Here is a 16,232-nt window from a genome sequence, read left to right on the forward strand (position 1 = left end):
CGCGCAGCCGCGCACCTAAATCGCAAGAAAATCTGCCAAACACAGCAAAATCTTGCAAATCCGAATACTTCAAACCGCCGAAAACCCATTCAATGGCAATGGGATGGGGATTGTTCACAGGCGACTATCGAGTTGAAGGTCAATCCGCCGTGCCGCGGTGCGCAAATTCATGGCGTCACACGCTGTCATGCAGGTCTTGGCGAGCGGAAACGGGTTTGTGCGGACATCCACCGTGCCAGAGTCTATCCCAGAAAGGTCAAGCGCTGAATCAACCAGCGACAATAATTGCTCCCCGGCTAATTCAGAAGCCTCAACCAAGTCTGTGAGTTCGGGACGGTTTGCTTGTTCCTTGAGTAGTCGCGGTAGGGCCATTAGCGCGTGAATGGGGGTACGAAACTCATGACTGAGGCCTGATACAAAGCGGTTTTTGGCCTCAAGCCCTGCATGGGCAGTTTTTCGCGCTTCGATCAATTCGCGCTCTTTGTGCTTCTAGTCGCTGATGTCCACGATTGTACCGGCAAAGCGCAATACAAGGCCGTCGCTGTCATGGATGCTTGTGCCAGTCGCCGACACCCAGCGTATCTCACCAGTTGGCAGCATAATTCGAAATTGCGCACTATAGGGCTCGCGTTCGCCAAATGCTTTTGCACAAGCTGCGCGCACCAGAGGCCGATCTTCAGGATAAATCAGGTCCTCAAATACAGACTGAAATGCGCGTGAGTCTGCGTGGGGAAGACCCAAAATGTCGCGGCAGGATGGTGAAAAGTAATGGGAGTTGGCGACACGGTCGTGATCCCAAACGCCTAGCTTAGCGTGACGCAGTGCCAAGGCATAACGCTCCACCAAGGTTTGCGTATTTGACAAATCTTCGGCCGCTTGAAGTGGCGTATTGAGTGTAATTAGTACCGCTTGCTGACCTCGAAAATCGATCACCCGCTCGGTTGCATCGGCGAAAAACAAATCGCCGTCCTTGGTTGAAAAGTAAGCAAACCTGCGCTCGGGGCTCGTTTGAGGCTGCACGAACGTGCCCATCATTGCGTTGACTGCGCGATGATCCGTCAGCTCTCGGACGGTGTTAAATCCAAAGACCCGTGCCGCGGCCTTGTTTGCAAATAGAATTTCGTCTTTGCATCGAACAAGAATGCCATGCGGCAGATTGCTCAAGATATCATCAAGGGTTCGCAAGTAATCCACGGCGGCAACCAGATTTTTAAAACACATTTAAGATAATAAATTCGCTTCGATAAGCCTTAAATCTTTATCGAAGAATAGGAAAGTCGCACTTACAGTGGGGAAAGCGTCCGCTGATTTGGGGCTCTTGAACAGGGCTGGCCCTACAAGCGTCTGTGCCCTAGTTTACCCCCATGACATTAAATCCCAAAACCGTATTGGTGACAGGTGCTGGCCAACGCCTTGGCCTTGCCATCGCAGAAAAGCTAGCAGAGGCGGGTCACACCTTGATCCTTCATGCCAGCACCTCGATTGCGCTTGCAGAATCCGCGGCCATACGCTTGCGGGCAAAGGGGGCAAATGCCTCTGCCGTGCAAGCGGACCTTTTGGTGGAGGCCGATGTTGCCAGCCTGATCACGCGGGCCAGCAGTCTTGCAGGGGCACCCATCACGGGCCTGGTCAATAATGCGTCGATCTTTGAAGGTGATGAGGCCTCGGACTTTACCCGCGCCAGCTGGGATCGCCACTTTGATGTCCATGTCCGCGTTCCCTGCGAATTGGCCCGCAACTTGGCCGCTGCTTTGCCAGAGGGACAGACTGGCTCCATCGTCAATCTGATTGATCAACGCATCTTCAAGCTTACGCCGCAGTTTTTTACCTACACCTTATCCAAAGCGGCCTTGGCCACAGCGACGCATACGCTGGCGCAAGCCCTAGCACCGCACGTGCGCGTCAATGGCGTGGCACCGGGCCCGACAGCGCGCAACATCCGCCAGTCTGAGGAAGATTTTCAAAAACAAGTCGATGCCACGCTGTTGGGCACGGGCAGTCCCGTTGCAACTGTGGTAGATGCGGTTTGCTTTCTGTTAAATGCCGAGGCCGTAACGGGCCAAATCATGGCCGTTGATGGTGGGCAAAGCTTGATTTGGCGTACACCTGATGTGGATGGGATCAACGAATGAAATCTTCAGGCCCCTCTGAATTGGGCGTTGTGATGCGACAAGGCGGCATGATTCGCCGTCCAGCCAAGCCACCCGCCAAGCCGTTTTCTGAGCAATCGAAGGGCGTGGAGGCGCCGCCGACGCGTGCTGTTTCGACCAAGATTTTCGTCAAAGGTCTGATGGTTGAGGCCGAATGTGGCGTCTATGCACATGAAAAGGGGCGGAGGCGGCCTTTGGTGGTCGATTTGGAGGTCCAAGTCAGAGCCTCGGTTCGTGCCGGCAGTGATGAGCTGGCCGAGACCGTCGATTATGACAGCCTGGTTGCCCATGTGCGCAATGTTGCAGCCGGTGAGCATCTGCATCTGATTGAAACTTTTGCCGAAAAAGTCTGCGAAGCCGTGCTAACGGACAAGCGGATTTTGAGTGTCCGTCTGCGGGTCGAAAAGCCCGGCGCGGTGCCAGGCGCTGCTTGTTCCGGCGTTGAGCTTGAGCGGACGCGCTAGCCGATGTCTGGCGCGCCTTCATCAGAAACGATGGCGTCAATGACAGAGTTCGTAATCAGTATCGAGCAAGCCCGCACCATTCCGTGGCCAAGCGCACAATCGCATAAGCATAGTCGCGGCAGGCTCGCCGTGATTTGTGGCGGCAAGCTGCAAACCGGTGGCGCGCGCCTAGCGGCCGCTGCGGGTCATCGCATAGGGGCAGGGTGGGTCAGCCTGATCGCTTCCCCTGAGTCTGCCACCATTCTGGCCTGTCATGAGACAGAACGGCTGATTATCGAGCGCTTGCCTGAGCAAAGCCTATCGAGCCTGTGTGCGGATTTTGATGCCGTGGTGCTGGGCCCGGCCTTCGGGCTGACCGGCGACCAAGCCAGTGATGTGTTGGATATGGTGATGGGCTTTCCGAAACCCCTGCTGCTCGACGCCGACGCCCTGACCCTAATTGCCCAAAGCGGCCACGATGGGCCTTTGTGGCAAGCTGTGCAAGCCCGCACCGCCCCAACCATCCTGACACCCCACAGCGGGGAGTTCACTCGTCTCGCTGGGCCGTTTGATCCGGACAAGAAGGAGGAGGCGAGTTTGATGCTTGCTCAGGATTTGGGCGCAATCGTCGTGCATAAAGGTGCAGAGACGTGGGTTGCTGCCCCCGACGGCCGCTTAGCTTCATCCGATTTGGCCACACCTTTTTGTGCCAGCGCCGGAACAGGCGATGTGCTGGCTGGCTTAATCGGTGGCCTGTTGGCGCAGTCTATGCCTGCGTTTGAAGCAGCCTGCGCGGCAGTTTGGATCCACGCGACGGCGGCTAATCGGGTCGGGCCGGGCTTGACTGCGGGTGATTTGATTGCGGCATTGCCCGCTGTGTTGAACGATCTTGTGCCGGCGGGTTTACGGGCATGGTAGCTTTAAAGCCCCTCTCCCTCTGGGAGAGGGGAGGCCCCCCCCCTCAATCTGCCAGACGCCCGTCCTTAATGGCCTTAGCCGTGAATTTGTACAAAAGATCACTCGATGCTTCGGGTATTTGGCTTTCGAGTTTTGGGCACGCGAGTTGGTGCAAGACGTGGCGGATGATGGCGAGGCGGGCGTGCTTTTTGGAATCGGCGCGCACGCAGAACCAAGGCGTGCGGGCGGTGTGGGTGGCTTTGAGCATTTCATCGCGCGCGGCGGTGTAGTCGTCCCATTTTTCTTGCGCGACGGCATCCAGCGGGCTGATTTTGAGGCGGGCGAGGGGGTCTGTCCGCCGCTCTTCGAGGCGACGGGCCTGTTCCTCGCGGCTGATGTCTAGCCAAAGCTTGATGATGTGGGTGCCGGACTCACTCAACATGGTTTCAAACGGCACTACATCGCGCAAGAAATCAGCATGCTCTTCAGGGGTACAAAAGCCCATGACAGGCTCCACCCCGCCGCGATTATACCAAGAGCGGTTGAAAATCACGACTTCGCCCGCCGCTGGCAGATGGGCGGCATAACGCTGGAAATGCCATTGGGTTTTTTCGCGATCTGAGGGTTTAGGCAGCGCGACGACGCGGGTAGAGCGCGCACTCATATGTTCAATCATGCGCTTGATTGTGCCGTCCTTGCCCGCCGCATCGCGACCTTCAAAGATGATCAGCACTTTTGCCCCAGTCTCCATCAACCATTGCTGGGTGGTGACGAGCGCGACTTGCAGAGGCTCTAGCTGCTCCAAAAATACAGCATCTGTCATCTTGGATTTGGCAGCATCGCTTGCAGCTTTTGTGGACTTCTTGTCGTTGGCCATCTTGCTTCCTCCGGCATAAGTCTGAAGTGTGCACGCTACCTAACGCCCCGCGCAAGGGGGCTAGCCAAATGAGTGAATGATGAAGCCCAGCCAACGCCTCTATGTCGCCTCTGATTTGGGCGAAGATCGCACCGTCGCGCTCGATGCGGGGCAAGCGCATTATCTCGCCCATGTGCTGCGTTTGCCTGTGGGCGCGGCGGTTTTGTTGTTCAATGGCCGTGATGGCGAATGGCTGGCCCATTTAACGCACGTGGGCAAGAAGGGGGCAGAGGTGGTCTGCGCGGAACAGACCCGCACCCAAACCGCTGTCTGCGACCTCGACCTGTTGTTTGCCCCGGTAAAGGGCGACCGCATCGACACGATTGTCGAGAAAGCCACAGAGCTTGGCGTGGCGCGCATCCGCCCCGTGTTGACCGAGCGCACCATCGTCCGCAAGCTCAACCTTGAGCGCCTCCGAAGTCGCGCGGCCGAAGCGTCTGAGCAGTGCGGCACCTTGTTTGTGCCCGAGGTTTTCGATGCGGTAGGTCTTATGAGCCTGCTTGATCCCAAGGCAGAACAACGACTGATCCTGTTTGCTGATGAAGCAGGTGATGCCCTCTCGGTGGCAGACGCCTTAGCCGATAAGCCTGCCCGCGTGGCGCTTTTAACCGGTCCAGAAGGTGGCTTTACTCCGGCAGAGCGGGAGAAACTGCGGGCGAGCCCTATGGTTCGCCCCGTCAATCTGGGACCACGTATCCTGCGCGCCGATACGGCAACTTTTGCGGGGCTAACCTTGATCCAAAGCGCCTGGGGCGATTGGACTTAAGGGCCGAAAATGGGGGCGACATTGCGTCGCATTTTCGAAAGCACGCCTAATCACCATCTGTTGCTTGCACCTAAGGGCAATCATGCGCGATGGGTGCCCAAAAGCAGGAGAGAGTCATGACCACGGCGTCGGGTTATCCTTTTGAAACGGAGAACCCTTTAGAGTTTCATCAAGCCCCACAGGACCTCTCAGACCGGGTGGCTTTGGGAATGACCCGTGCTCTGCGCTTCTTTGCAGACCGCTTTTTTGCCAAGCGCTATGGCCACCGCGCCGTTGTGCTGGAAACCGTGGCAGCTGTGCCCGGCATGGTCGCAGGGATGTTGGTTCATATGCGCAGCATCCGCCGCATGGAAGATGATCACGGCTGGATCCAGACCTTGCTCGATGAGTCCCAGAATGAGCGCATGCACTTGATGACATTCGTGACCATTGCTCAGCCAAACTGGCTAGAGCGCTTATTGATCTTGTTGGCGCAAGGTGTGTTCTTCAATGCCTTCTTTGTGCTCTATCTTTTCTTCCCCCGCACGGCCCATCGAATGGTTGGTTATTTCGAGGAAGAAGCGGTGATTAGCTATACCTCTTACTTGGCTGAGATCGATGCAGGTCGTCTCGAGAATGTGGCCGCGCCCGCCATTGCGATTGACTATTGGAAGCTTGCGCCGGATGCGCGGCTGCGTGATGTGGTGTTGGCGGTGCGGGCCGATGAAGCCAAGCACCGCGACGTCAACCATCAATTTGCGCATGCCCTGACAGTATAAAAACGGCAAAATCCAAGGGGCCTTCTTGCGCCTGTCATAAACGCGCCCTAACTCACACCGGCGTGAACTACACGTCGTATGAGACTTTGTGCATGGCTGATTCAGAAGACCTTTCCCGCCCCCTCGAGACCTTTGAGGATTTATTGCCCTATTTTGATGCGGGGCCAAAGCCGAAGTCTGATTGGAGAATTGGGACCGAGCACGAGAAGTTTGGCTTTTACAAAGGCACCCATGCGCCTGTTCCCTATGCGGGCGACACGGGCGTGCGCGCCCTGCTGGATGGGATGAAGACCCTTTCGGGCTGGGACGGCATCTATGAAGGTGACGATATTATTGGCTTAAAGCAGGGCCTGGCGTCGATCACGTTGGAGCCCGGCGGTCAATTTGAATTATCTGGCGCACCGTTAGAGCATTTGCACCAGACTTGTACCGAAGTGGGTGCCCATCTCAGTGACGTCCGCACCGTCACTGACAAGCTGGGGATTGGCTTTTTGGGTCTGGGCTTCAACCCCTTGCACAGTTTGGAAGAAATTCCGCTGATGCCAAAGGGCCGCTATAAGATCATGCGGGACTATATGCCCAAGGTCGGCCGTCTCGGCCGGCAAATGATGTTCCGCTCTTGCACGGTACAAACCAATTTGGACTTCGGCTCTGAAGCCGATATGGTGAAGAAGTTCCGAGCTTCACTCGCACTACAACCCATTGCCACAGCCTTGTTCGCCAATTCGCCCTTTGCAGAGGGCCGCACCAATGGCTTCTTGAGCTATCGCGCCCATGTTTGGAGCGATACGGACCCAGATCGTACCGGCATGCTGCCGTTCGTGTTTGAGCCGGGCATGAGTTTTGCCCGATACGCAGAGTGGGCGCTCGACGTGCCGATGTATTTTGCCAAGCGCAATGGCGAGTATCTCAATCTCGCAGGGCGTTCGTTCCGGGACTTTATGGCAGGCAGATTGCCCGAATTGCCGGGCGAAAAGCCGACGATGAAGGATTGGGAAGATCATTTGACGACCTGCTTCCCAGAAGTCCGTCTGAAGACCTTCTTGGAAATGCGCGGCGCAGATGCAGGCCCTTGGTCGCGGCTCTGTGCTTTGCCCGCGCTCTTTGTTGGTCTGCTGTATGATGATGCGGCTACCGAGGCAGCCCTAGAACTCGTCAAGGACTGGACGGCAGAAGACCGCGAGAGCCTGCGCCGCACGGTGCCATTCTTGGGTCTCAAGGCACCCATTCGGGGTCGTTCTGCGCAAGATGTCGCCAAGGATGTCTTGACGATTGCCCGCCAAGGCTTGCGCGCGCGCGCGAAACTCAACGCGTCTGGTGATGATGAGACAGGCTTCTTAAGCGAGCTTGACGAAATCGCGGCCAGCGGCATGACCCCAGCCCAACGCTTGCTCGAGCGCTATCACGGGGAATGGGGTGGCAATATCCACAAAGTTTATGAGACTTGCGCTTATTAGGCTTTCACGATTTAGAGCCGATAGCCCAGCCGCAGCGTAATTTTGTCGACATCCACCAAGGTGTTAATGGTCGTACCGCGGGTGTAACGCGTCTCTAGCGAGATATTGGACCCTGCCGCGGGTCGCAGACCTGCGCCGAGGGAGAAGATCCCGCCAGAGGCTTTGCGGCTTGTGATGTCATAGCGTCCATTATAGCTGCTCGAGATTGTGATAACGCCAAAGCCAAAAGCCTGCTCAGCACTCAAGCCCAAATTCATCCCGCCCCGCAGATAGGCGTCGAGTTCGGCCAGTTTTTGGCTGTCACCGGGGTCTTGAACGTCGGCATAATCGACTACGATCGATAGATTGCAGCGCATGGCCCAACCCAGCGCGTCGCGACGGGTGCAGGGTCTGACGCGCGGGAAGTCAATCAAAGCATCGCCCACCCACACCGCAGCTTTCGCCGCATCATCGGTTTGAAAAGCCAGTGAGCCAAAGCCAATCGCCCCACCTGGTTGAGTAGGATTGCGGAAGATAAAGCTAGTGCCGAGCGTAAGATCATTGACCTCTTCCCGCCCAGAGCGCGCCGCGCGACGGTTATATTGCACAAAGGGCGTCCAGCGTAATTCTGTTGTCTTTGACGGCTTGGCAAATAAGATTGGCTCAATGGCGAGCGCTAAGCTCGCGTTCAGAAGACGGGTATCGGCGGCCTTGTCCTCTTCAAAGCCCAGCGTGGCAAAGCCACGTTCGCGTGCAGGTTTGATGAAGTCGTTCTTACTGTCCGCGAGGATCAGGCCACGTTGCTTGGCAGTTGGTTCCTTTCGCGGCACAATGACAGCCGGGGGTGGCGGTGGCGGCGGCGAGGCGGCTTTGCAAGCCAAGCTGATCCCATCTGTATTGCCATTGAGGAAAGCAATCGCGCGAGCCCGTGCATCGGGTTGGGCTTGGCTGGTCAGGGTAAAGCGAGCCTCGGCCACGGTCGGGGTTGATAGCACGGCCATAGTCGATGCGAGCAGACCGGAAAGGGAAGGGTCTGTGCTCGTTGCCGCAAGCTGGCCCAAGCTACGCGATTCAATCGCACTCAAAAGCTCACCCGTCATGGTCAGCCCAGCTTGGCCAATCAAGCGCTGACGCAAATCTGCGCCAGCAAAACTTTGGCCCGCTTTTTCGCAGGCGACCTTCTCGTACAGGCGCTCCAAAGCAGCAGGGGCTTTAGCTTGAGCCAGAACAGGTGTGACGAAAACAGGGGTGGAAAGGCCCAGAAGAAGGGGCAAAAAATGGCGGATCATGGCGGCGCTTTAGCCTAAAACGCTAAAGCTCGCCAAGTCTTGAGCAAAAGTGGCAACAGTTTAACCAGCTTGTGGTGAGATAATTAAGGCCACTTTACTACTGGTGGCATGGACGAGAGGATGCTCTCTACATTGCCGCCAGTCTTAAGGCCAAAGGTCGTACCCCGATCATAGAGCAGATTATACTCCACATAACGACCGCGTTGAATTAACTGAGCTTCCCGTTCGTCCTCAGTCCAAGTCTCGTTCATGCGGCCGCGCACAATTTCAGGATAGACGGACAAGAAGGCGCGACCGACGTCTTGGGTGAAGGCAAAATCCTTCTCCCAAGAGCCAGTATTGTGATGGTCATAGAAAATGCCGCCGATTCCACGAGGTTCGTCGCGGTGGGGCAAATAGAAATAGGTGTCGCACCAGTCTTTGAACTTTGCATAATAGGCAGGGTCATGCGCATCGCACGCCTGCTTCATCGATGCATGGAAGGTCAGCGTGTCGGGGAAGTCCTGTGTGCGCTGGTAGGCCAACAAAGGCGTTAAATCTGCGCCGCCGCCAAACCAGCTTTCAGTGGTTGCTATCATGCGCGTGTTCATATGCACCGCCGGAACGCGCGGATTGGTCATATGCGCGATCAGACTGACCCCAGATGCCCAAAAGCGGGGATCCTCAGAGGCACCTGGAATAGTTTTGGCATAATCGGCCGGAAACGTGCCCATGACGGTGGAGACATGCACGCCAACTTTCTCAAACAGGCGGCCCTTCATGATTCCCATAACGCCGCCGCCGCCAGCTTCTTCTTTGCGGTTCCAAGGCGTGCGGACAAATCGGCCGGGACTTCCAGGGTAAAGGGCAGGGTCTGCTTCGTCTTCGAGGGTTTCAAACGCCTGCATGATCTGGTCGCGCAAGGATTCAAACCATGCTCTTGCCTGTGCTTTACGGTCGTCTTGCTCGCTCATTCTGCCCTCGTTTGTTGTTCTTTTGCCGGGAAAGTGGTCCCGGTTTCCTCCCTACAACGCTAATCCAGCGTCGCCCATCCGCCAGTTTGTCGCATGGCTTCGGTTAAGGCGATAGCTCCCGCTGTCACCACATTGAGAGAGCGCAGTCCCGGTGCCATTGGAATGCGCACACAGGCGTGACAAGCTGCGATGACGTCAGGAGGGGTCCCTTCGGTTTCCCGCCCCAGCATCAAAACATCGCTCGGTTCAAAGACGAAATCGATTAAACGCGTGCTTCCCTCCGTCTCGATCAACACAATCCTGCTATTTCTTAGCATTGTGGCTGCTGCAAATGCAGCAAAGCTATCGTGACGCTGCCAGTCGCACTTGTCGCCATAATCCAAGGATGTACGCTTTAAGGTCTTGTCTGATAAGGGAAAACCGCAAGGTTCAATGACATCTAACCCAACGCCAAGGCACGCGGTAAGACGTATGGCCGCACCGAGATTTGGCGCGATATCTGGTTGAAAGAGAGCTAGGCGCACGTTATGCAATCTCATCTTTGGAGGGGGTGCCGCGAGATGCGGCGTTCCGTCGCACGTTCAATAGGCGTTACTGCCCTACTTTTAGCGGTAAACGACTTTTAGACGTGTGTGAATGCGGGAGTAGCAAGGTGTCAGCCACCAATCATGAAGTAGCCGGCGAAGCCGGAGAACCAACACGGCGTGACATGATCCATGTCGCGACAGGGGCCGTAGCAGCGGGCGGTGCCGCTATGCTGGCTTGGCCGCTCATCAATCAAATGAATCCAGCTGCCGATACGCGCGCTTTGGCATCTATTGAGTTTGATGTGTCGAAAGTCGCGGAAGGCTCGCAGACCAAGATCATGTGGCGCGGTAAGCCGCTTTTCGTTCGTCACCGGACCGCTGAGGAAATCGCGCAAGGTAAAAAGGACGACGGCGCTGAGCTTAAGGATCCGCAAACGGACGATCAGCGCACCATGCAGTCCAATGAACAGCCTGGTAAGCCAGAGTATCTGATCATGGAAGCAAACTGCACGCACTTGGGTTGTATCCCTGTCGGCATTGCTGAGCCCGGCTATATTGGTGAGTACGGTGGCTGGTTCTGCCCTTGCCATGGTTCGCACTACGATACCGCTGGCCGCATTCGCAAGGGCCCAGCTCCGAAAAACCTTTATATTCCGCCCTATGTCTATACCGGCGGCACAGTCGTAAAGATTGGATGATACGAACATGAGTGGACCTTCAAGCTATGTGCCTAAGTCCGACCTCGAAAAGTGGTTGGATACGCGTCTGCCGATCGTGCGGTTTATGAATGACACGCTGGTCGATTTTCCAACCCCAAAGAACCTGAACTATTGGTACACGTTCGGCGGCATTCTGGCGGTCTGCTTGGTCAGCCAGATCATCACCGGGATCATCCTGGCGATGCATTACGTGCCACATGTCGACATGGCCTTTAACTCGGTTGAGCGCATCATGCGGGACGTGAACTATGGCTGGTTGGTGCGCTTCATGCACTCCAACGGGGCCAGCATGTTCTTCTTGGCCGTTTACATCCACATCTTCCGTGGCCTTTATTACGGATCTTACAAAGCACCTCGCGAAATTCTCTGGGGCTTGGGTGTCATCATCTTCTTGCTGATGATAATCACCGCCTTCATGGGTTACGTGTTGCCTTGGGGTCAGATGTCCTTGTGGGGCGCAACCGTGATCACCAACATCGTGGGTGCGGTTCCTTTCATCGGGGACTCGATCAAGACTTGGTTGCTCGGTGGCTTTGCCGTCGACAATGCGACGTTGAACCGCTTCTTCTCACTACATTATCTCCTGCCGTTCGTGATTGCAGGCGTTGTGGTCTTGCATATCTGGGCGCTGCATGTGCCTGGCAACAACAACCCAACCGGTGTTGAAGTCCAAGACGTGAAGAAAGAAACCCTTCCATTCCATCCTTACTACACAATCAAGGATGCGTTTGCGATCTGCGTCTTCTTGCTGATCTTTGCTGGATTTGTCTTCTTCGGCCCCAACACTTTGGGTCACCCAGACAATTATATCCCTGCCAACAACCAAGTGACACCAGCGCATATCGTGCCTGAATGGTATCTATTGCCCTTCTATGCGATCCTGCGGGCCATCACGTTCGACGTCTTGATCATCGATGCCAAGTTTGGCGGCGTGATTGCTATGGGTGGTGCTATCCTGATCTTGTTCGCTTTGCCTTGGCTTGACTCGTCCAAGATCAAGTCCATGCGCTATCGCCCGGTCGCTCGCATGTGGTGGTTTGCCTTCGTGCTGAACTTCCTGATGCTGGCTGTGTGTGGTGCCATGCCGGCTGAACCACCCTGGACGTTGATCTCGCTGATCTGCACAGTGTTCTACTTCGCTTATTTCTTGGTCATTCTCCCAGTGTTGGGCGTGATTGAGAAACCCCAAACCCCCCCTGCGTCGATTGCCGACTCGATCCTGCAATCCCACAAGAAGTCGGCAGGCGTGTCTGCTGCAGCTGTACCGGCGGAATGAGGAACTTTGTAATGAAACCAACTTTCGCACGCCGATTTATCGCCGGGGTCTTAGGCCTCGTGTCTGTCGTGGCCTTCACCAGCAGCGCGCAAGCTGCTGGCGAGGTCAAGCATCCACGGGAAGTCAATGGCTCGTGGGAAGGCCCATTTGGTCGCTTTGACCGGGCCCAGCTACAACGCGGCTTCCAAGTCTACAAGGAAGTCTGCTCAGGCTGCCATTCGATGAACTTGCTTCATTACCGTAACCTCGGTGATGAACATGGCCCGTTCTATGATCCCAAATATCCAAACCCGAACGAAAACCCAGTCATCAAGGCCATTGCTGCCACCTACACCGTGAAAGCAGTGGATCCAGACGGCAATGAGGAAGAACGTCCAGGTCTGCCAGCTGATAAGTTTGTGTCACCGTTTGAAAACGCATCACAAGCAAAAGCGGCTAATGGTGGGTCGATGCCTCCTGATATGTCGGCTTTGATCAAGGCGCGTCACAATGGTGGCGACTATGTCTACTCGCTTTTGAGTGGCTATGATCAAACGCCACCCAAGGGTAAGTCCATTCCAGAGGGCAAGTACTATAATCCGTACATGCCTGGTGGCGTGATCGCCATGGGTCCTCCAATCGTCGATGAACAAGTGACCTATGCCGATACTGAAGCCAATAAAGGCGTCAAACCGACTGTTGACCAAATGTCCCGTGACGTTGTGGCCTTCTTGAGCTGGGCTTCTGAACCCCATCAGACCCAACGCAAGATCACAGGTTTTGGCGTGATGGCCTTTCTGTTGCTCTTGACCATTCTGTTATGGTTCTCTTACCGCCAAGTGTGGCGCAACGTTGAGCACTGAGGCCATTCAGGCTTCTACAGTGACAAAGGCCGCCCCTCGGGGCGGCCTTTTTGTTTTGTGGCGGGCAAGGGGGAGGCTTGCTAACTCAAGCCCGACGATCAAGGGCAACGGCGCTGGTGTCGCGGAAGGCTTGAGCGCCTGGGCCGTAAGCCACAGGTGTCGGGCGGGCTGCCACCGCTTCTTCGGCGATGGCGCGCACCAAGCCTTCGGCCAAGGCGCGTTGACGTCCCAATGCTCGCTCATGGGCTTCCATGGCTGCCTTGAACCGCTCTGTCTCCACCGTCAGGGTCGCCTTCAGTACGGGCGGCACGCCTTCGAGCATTTTCGGGTTCTGCGCAATCCGGCGGCTTTCCGACGCATAGACATTGGCCAAGCGTGCGGATTCCTCATTCAGGGATTGTGCTTCCAAGAACCGACTGCCTTCAAACAAAGCCGCTTGTCTCTCAGCTAAATCAGCGAGCCGACGCGTCAACAGGATCAATTGGTCAAGTAAATCGCTGGGGTCGTTGGCCATTAGGGTCATGATCTATACTCCCGCTGCTTGTGCGCGTTCTTGGATTTTGAGCATTTCTCGTTTCACGGCAGTGGCGATGCCGATCCCGCCTTGTTCGCTAAAGCCCTTGGCATATTCTTCAGTCAAGAAGGGCCGAAATGCGCGCTCTGCCGCGCCGCCACCAAACATGGAGTCCGAGATGTCAGTGTCTGTCTCCATAAGCGACAGCATCTGCGCCAAGGCCATGCGTTCGAATTCCCGCGCGGTCTTGTCCATCTCGGCGTTAGACTTCAGCGTTTTTGCGCGTGCACCCAAGACCTCAACCGAGGTCGACTGGGTTTGGGGAAAGGGCATTATTGGGGCGATACTATCCATATTCTGTGGGTCCCTTACATCACTTCGATGTCAGCTTGCAGCGCACCAGAGGCCTTCAGCGCCTGGAGAATTTGAATGAGGTCGCGTGGGTTGACGCCCAGAGAATTGAGGCCCTCAACCAGATCGCGCAACGGCACGCCGCCACGAATAACGGTGAGGTCGCCCTTATCTTCTTCAACCGTGACGCTGGAACGTGGCACGACGGTCGTTTCGCCTTGGCTCAGCGGGTTTGGCTGGCTGACGAGGGGCGTCTCTTGCACTGAGACGGTGAGATTGCCCTGTGCCACAGCGACCGTAGACACCCGCACATTATCGCCCATCACCACAATGCCAGACGCTTCATCAACCACAATCTTGGCAACCTGATCAGGGGTTACGTTTAAGCGCTCTACCCGGCCGATCAGGCTGACCATATCGCCTGGATAGCCAATAGGTTTTGAAAGAACCACCGTTGAAGGGTTTTCTACCGAGGCTGCAGCGACGCCTAAATTTGTGTTGATGGCGTTGGCAATGCGGCGGGCGGTGGTGAAATCTGGGTTGCGCAAGGCAAGACGAAGTTCGGTTTGGCCGGCAAGGTCAAAATGAAGCTCGCGCTCAATCAGGGCACCATTGGCAATGCGGCCATTGGTGCTGACGCCTCGGCTGACACTCGTGCCAGAATTGCCGGTCGCGGTAAAACCACCGACCGTCAGCTGGCCTTGGGCAACAGCATAGACTTGACCGTCCGCACCCATCATCGGGGTTACGAGCAACGTTCCGCCCTCTAAGCTTTTGGCGTCGCCAAAGGCTGAGACCGAAATATCAAGCCGCGTGCCTTGGGTGGCAAAAGGGGGTAGGCTCGCTGTTACCATCACGGCGGCAACGTTTTTTGTTTGCAGATTTTGCTCTCGGGTATTGACGCCCATTCGCTCCAGCATGGCTTCCAAGCTTTGCTTGGTGAAGGGCGAATTGCGCAGACCGTCGCCGGTCCCAGGCAGACCGACCACAATGCCATAGCCGATCAATTGGTTGTCACGCACCCCTTCGATCTGCACCAGATCCTTGATGCGCGATTGGGCAAAAGCTTGCGCAGGCCAAGCACACCATAGGCTGATCAGCCCGAACATGAGGGCTGCAGAAACAAGACGGAATGCGGGCGTAATTATCTGTGTCATTGATTTTGACCATGCTAAATCCATGCCGCAATCTTGCTGTAAAAAATGATATTAAAACAATGGTTTTGTGGGGATGCTTTGGCATGGGCTTCCAAGCGGATCGGCAAGGTTTGCCTAGGCCTAGTGGCATTCTGCCGTCTTCCCGCCATTCTGTGTCACACATTAATCAGGTCTTAACCGAGGCGGCCCATGAGTCGTGTTCATGAAAGTTAATACGCCCACGTCCACATCTTCTGTTTCTGGGGCCCGTCGCGCCACCGGCGGTGCGGCACCGGGATTTGTGCTGCCAGGGCAAGTCGAAGGAGGGCCAGCGCAAGTCAATCGCGCCATGTCCGCAACCTCCATCGCCAATGTGGGTGCACTTTTGGCCTTGCAGGGCGAAGATGATGTGGTTGAGCGCCGCCGTCGCGCGACTCGCCGCTCATCCACCCTCTTAGATCAATTAGACGAGATACGCGTCGCCATCTTGGGTGGGGGCGTCAATCGTGAACAAGTGGCACGTCTGTCTCAAACCCTGCGTGAGCACCGCGACGCCGTGGATGATCCAGCCTTGAACGCGCTTCTCGATGATGTGGAACTGCGCGCCGAGGTCGAGCTCGCCAAACTAGAGCGCGCGCTTTAGGGGCATCAGGCGGCCGATTTTCTGGGACCCTTCTTAGAGTTGCAGCCAGTAGCTTGTTCTTTTAGCAGTTCTGAGCCCAGCCCAATGTTTCTTGCGCCTTGCGAGCCGTCTCGGGCTTCACTATAGCGCGAGGACATCGTGCGATGCCTTCATCGATCACATGCAGAAGCAGGGGTACGTCATGACGACAATAGTTATGCCAAACACCGATGTGCCAAGTGACTATGTGCCTACCGACGACGAAGAGTTCATGAATGAACGCCAGCGCGAGTATTTCCGCAAGAAGCTGCAAGATTGGAAGGGCTCGCTCCTAGCCGACTCCAAGGATACCTTGTCTCATCTGCAAACCGAGACCGTATCTCTGCCAGATGTAGCAGACCGCGCCTCTGCTGAGACCGATAAAAATATTGAGTTGCGGGCCCGTGACCGTCAACGCAAGCTCATTTCCAAGATCGATTCTGCGTTGCGCCGGATTGAGGATGGCTCTTACGGCTATTGCGATGAAACCGGTGAGCCCATCTCTTTAGGCCGCTTGATGGCCCGCCCGGTAGCGACCTTGAGCTTGGAAGCCCAAGAACGCCACGAGCGGTCAGAGCGCATTCACCGCGACGACTAA

The 16,232-nt window shown here is 56.0% G+C and carries 20 protein-coding genes; 11 read left to right on the forward strand and 9 right to left on the reverse strand.

The window, feature by feature from the left end; genetic code table 11:
* Positions 1-114 precede the first annotated feature (114 nt).
* Both ACIQ20_RS08890 and ACIQ20_RS08895 read right to left on the reverse strand, forming a co-directional pair.
* Entirely contained in the window at positions 115-471 is a 357-nt protein-coding gene (locus ACIQ20_RS08890) for a sensor histidine kinase (protein WP_395779468.1), read from the reverse strand.
* Positions 472-489: 18 nt separating this feature from the next.
* Complete coding sequence (locus ACIQ20_RS08895) at positions 490-1,194, reverse strand: PAS domain-containing protein (protein WP_395779470.1); 705 nt, start codon at positions 1,192-1,194, stop codon at positions 490-492.
* A 170-nt stretch (positions 1,195-1,364) separates the two neighbouring features.
* Between ACIQ20_RS08895 and ACIQ20_RS08900 the strand changes: the two genes are divergently transcribed.
* The 3 genes from ACIQ20_RS08900 to ACIQ20_RS08910 are packed head-to-tail and all read left to right on the forward strand — an operon-like array spanning position 1,365 to position 3,511.
* Complete coding sequence (locus tag ACIQ20_RS08900) at positions 1,365-2,132, forward strand: SDR family oxidoreductase (RefSeq protein WP_395779473.1); 768 nt, start codon at positions 1,365-1,367, stop codon at positions 2,130-2,132.
* Positions 2,129-2,614, forward strand: coding sequence for a dihydroneopterin aldolase (folB, locus tag ACIQ20_RS08905; protein WP_395779475.1), 486 nt, complete (start codon positions 2,129-2,131; stop codon positions 2,612-2,614). Before ACIQ20_RS08900 ends, folB begins: the two co-directional genes overlap by 4 nt.
* Positions 2,615-2,653: 39 nt before the next feature.
* Complete coding sequence (locus ACIQ20_RS08910) at positions 2,654-3,511, forward strand: NAD(P)H-hydrate dehydratase (protein WP_395779477.1); 858 nt, start codon at positions 2,654-2,656, stop codon at positions 3,509-3,511.
* Between the two features lie 43 nt (positions 3,512-3,554).
* On the opposite strand, the gene ppk2 is transcribed toward ACIQ20_RS08910, so the two are convergent.
* Positions 3,555-4,313, reverse strand: a complete 759-nt coding sequence (gene ppk2, locus ACIQ20_RS08915) for a polyphosphate kinase 2 (RefSeq protein WP_395779545.1) — start codon at positions 4,311-4,313, stop codon at positions 3,555-3,557.
* A gap of 133 nt (positions 4,314-4,446) precedes the next feature.
* Between ppk2 and ACIQ20_RS08920 the strand changes: the two genes are divergently transcribed.
* From ACIQ20_RS08920 to ACIQ20_RS08930, 3 genes are all read left to right on the forward strand, one after another.
* A complete protein-coding gene (locus tag ACIQ20_RS08920; RefSeq protein WP_395779479.1) occupies positions 4,447-5,172 on the forward strand; it encodes a 16S rRNA (uracil(1498)-N(3))-methyltransferase in 726 nt (241 codons plus the stop codon).
* 116 nt (positions 5,173-5,288) lie between these two features.
* On the forward strand, positions 5,289-5,930 hold the full coding sequence (locus ACIQ20_RS08925; RefSeq protein WP_395779481.1) for an alternative oxidase: 642 nt from the start codon (positions 5,289-5,291) through the stop codon (positions 5,928-5,930).
* A gap of 92 nt (positions 5,931-6,022) precedes the next feature.
* Positions 6,023-7,387 carry a glutamate--cysteine ligase gene (locus tag ACIQ20_RS08930; RefSeq protein WP_395779483.1) on the forward strand — a complete coding sequence of 455 codons (1,365 nt, stop codon included), beginning with the start codon at positions 6,023-6,025 and terminating at the stop codon, positions 7,385-7,387.
* An 11-nt stretch (positions 7,388-7,398) separates the two neighbouring features.
* Here ACIQ20_RS08930 and ACIQ20_RS08935 read toward each other — a convergent pair whose 3' ends face one another.
* The 3 genes from ACIQ20_RS08935 to ACIQ20_RS08945 all read right to left on the reverse strand — a co-directional run bounded on the left by ACIQ20_RS08935 (position 7,399) and on the right by ACIQ20_RS08945 (position 10,132).
* Entirely contained in the window at positions 7,399-8,655 is a 1,257-nt protein-coding gene (locus ACIQ20_RS08935) for a hypothetical protein (RefSeq protein WP_395779485.1), read from the reverse strand.
* Positions 8,656-8,738: 83 nt separating this feature from the next.
* Positions 8,739-9,608 (reverse strand): oxygen-dependent coproporphyrinogen oxidase, encoded by an 870-nt coding sequence (hemF, locus tag ACIQ20_RS08940; RefSeq protein ID WP_395779487.1) that lies wholly within the window; start codon positions 9,606-9,608, stop codon positions 8,739-8,741.
* A 59-nt stretch (positions 9,609-9,667) separates the two neighbouring features.
* Positions 9,668-10,132 carry a tRNA (cytidine(34)-2'-O)-methyltransferase gene (locus tag ACIQ20_RS08945; protein ID WP_395779489.1) on the reverse strand — a complete coding sequence of 155 codons (465 nt, stop codon included), beginning with the start codon at positions 10,130-10,132 and terminating at the stop codon, positions 9,668-9,670.
* A gap of 128 nt (positions 10,133-10,260) precedes the next feature.
* On the opposite strand from ACIQ20_RS08945, the gene petA reads away from it, so the two are divergent.
* The 3 genes from petA to ACIQ20_RS08960 are packed head-to-tail and all read left to right on the forward strand — an operon-like array spanning position 10,261 to position 12,972.
* The gene (petA, locus tag ACIQ20_RS08950) at positions 10,261-10,833 is read left to right on the forward strand and encodes a ubiquinol-cytochrome c reductase iron-sulfur subunit (protein ID WP_395779491.1); all 573 of its coding nucleotides are present in this window, start codon (positions 10,261-10,263) and stop codon (positions 10,831-10,833) included.
* Positions 10,834-10,840: 7 nt separating this feature from the next.
* Positions 10,841-12,130, forward strand: coding sequence for a cytochrome bc complex cytochrome b subunit (locus tag ACIQ20_RS08955; RefSeq protein ID WP_395779493.1), 1,290 nt, complete (start codon positions 10,841-10,843; stop codon positions 12,128-12,130).
* Positions 12,131-12,141: 11 nt separating this feature from the next.
* Entirely contained in the window at positions 12,142-12,972 is an 831-nt protein-coding gene (locus ACIQ20_RS08960) for a cytochrome c1 (RefSeq protein WP_395779495.1), read from the forward strand.
* Positions 12,973-13,057: 85 nt separating this feature from the next.
* Here ACIQ20_RS08960 and ACIQ20_RS08965 read toward each other — a convergent pair whose 3' ends face one another.
* From ACIQ20_RS08965 to ACIQ20_RS08975, 3 genes are read right to left on the reverse strand one after another with little or no spacing between them, the layout of a single operon-like run.
* Positions 13,058-13,495, reverse strand: coding sequence for a flagellar basal body protein (locus ACIQ20_RS08965; RefSeq protein WP_395779497.1), 438 nt, complete (start codon positions 13,493-13,495; stop codon positions 13,058-13,060).
* Between the two features lie 3 nt (positions 13,496-13,498).
* Positions 13,499-13,840 carry a rod-binding protein gene (locus tag ACIQ20_RS08970; RefSeq protein WP_395779499.1) on the reverse strand — a complete coding sequence of 114 codons (342 nt, stop codon included), beginning with the start codon at positions 13,838-13,840 and terminating at the stop codon, positions 13,499-13,501.
* A gap of 14 nt (positions 13,841-13,854) precedes the next feature.
* On the reverse strand, positions 13,855-14,994 hold the full coding sequence (locus ACIQ20_RS08975; protein ID WP_395779501.1) for a flagellar basal body P-ring protein FlgI: 1,140 nt from the start codon (positions 14,992-14,994) through the stop codon (positions 13,855-13,857).
* 202 nt (positions 14,995-15,196) lie between these two features.
* Here ACIQ20_RS08975 and ACIQ20_RS08980 point away from each other — a divergent pair, with 202 nt between their 5' ends.
* Both ACIQ20_RS08980 and dksA read left to right on the forward strand, forming a co-directional pair.
* Positions 15,197-15,616, forward strand: coding sequence for a flagellar assembly protein FliX (locus ACIQ20_RS08980; RefSeq protein WP_395779503.1), 420 nt, complete (start codon positions 15,197-15,199; stop codon positions 15,614-15,616).
* Between the two features lie 196 nt (positions 15,617-15,812).
* On the forward strand, positions 15,813-16,232 hold the full coding sequence (gene dksA / locus ACIQ20_RS08985) for an RNA polymerase-binding protein DksA (RefSeq protein ID WP_395779547.1): 420 nt from the start codon (positions 15,813-15,815) through the stop codon (positions 16,230-16,232).

Origin of the sequence: Aquidulcibacter sp., assembly GCF_044346625.1 — a bacterium.
GTDB lineage: Bacteria > Pseudomonadota > Alphaproteobacteria > Caulobacterales > Aquidulcibacteraceae > Aquidulcibacter.

Excerpts from the sequence above, each read along its gene's own strand:
- ACIQ20_RS08975 (WP_395779501.1), bottom strand. The coding sequence starts at position 14,994 with ATGACACAGATAATTACGCCCGCATTCCGTCTTGTTTCTGCAGCCCTC.
- ACIQ20_RS08960 (WP_395779495.1), top strand. The coding sequence starts at position 12,142 with ATGAAACCAACTTTCGCACGCCGATTTATCGCCGGGGTCTTAGGCCTC.
- ACIQ20_RS08935 (WP_395779485.1), bottom strand. The coding sequence starts at position 8,655 with ATGATCCGCCATTTTTTGCCCCTTCTTCTGGGCCTTTCCACCCCTGTT.
- ACIQ20_RS08920 (WP_395779479.1), top strand. The coding sequence starts at position 4,447 with ATGAAGCCCAGCCAACGCCTCTATGTCGCCTCTGATTTGGGCGAAGAT.
- ACIQ20_RS08925 (WP_395779481.1), top strand. The coding sequence starts at position 5,289 with ATGACCACGGCGTCGGGTTATCCTTTTGAAACGGAGAACCCTTTAGAG.
- ACIQ20_RS08930 (WP_395779483.1), top strand. The coding sequence starts at position 6,023 with ATGGCTGATTCAGAAGACCTTTCCCGCCCCCTCGAGACCTTTGAGGAT.
- ACIQ20_RS08900 (WP_395779473.1), top strand. The coding sequence starts at position 1,365 with ATGACATTAAATCCCAAAACCGTATTGGTGACAGGTGCTGGCCAACGC.
- ACIQ20_RS08970 (WP_395779499.1), bottom strand. The coding sequence starts at position 13,840 with ATGGATAGTATCGCCCCAATAATGCCCTTTCCCCAAACCCAGTCGACC.
- dksA (WP_395779547.1), top strand. The coding sequence starts at position 15,813 with ATGCCAAACACCGATGTGCCAAGTGACTATGTGCCTACCGACGACGAA.
- ACIQ20_RS08965 (WP_395779497.1), bottom strand. The coding sequence starts at position 13,495 with ATGACCCTAATGGCCAACGACCCCAGCGATTTACTTGACCAATTGATC.
- hemF (WP_395779487.1), bottom strand. The coding sequence starts at position 9,608 with ATGAGCGAGCAAGACGACCGTAAAGCACAGGCAAGAGCATGGTTTGAA.
- ppk2 (WP_395779545.1), bottom strand. The coding sequence starts at position 4,313 with ATGACAGATGCTGTATTTTTGGAGCAGCTAGAGCCTCTGCAAGTCGCG.
- ACIQ20_RS08910 (WP_395779477.1), top strand. The coding sequence starts at position 2,654 with ATGACAGAGTTCGTAATCAGTATCGAGCAAGCCCGCACCATTCCGTGG.
- ACIQ20_RS08955 (WP_395779493.1), top strand. The coding sequence starts at position 10,841 with ATGAGTGGACCTTCAAGCTATGTGCCTAAGTCCGACCTCGAAAAGTGG.
- folB (WP_395779475.1), top strand. The coding sequence starts at position 2,129 with ATGAAATCTTCAGGCCCCTCTGAATTGGGCGTTGTGATGCGACAAGGC.
- ACIQ20_RS08980 (WP_395779503.1), top strand. The coding sequence starts at position 15,197 with ATGAAAGTTAATACGCCCACGTCCACATCTTCTGTTTCTGGGGCCCGT.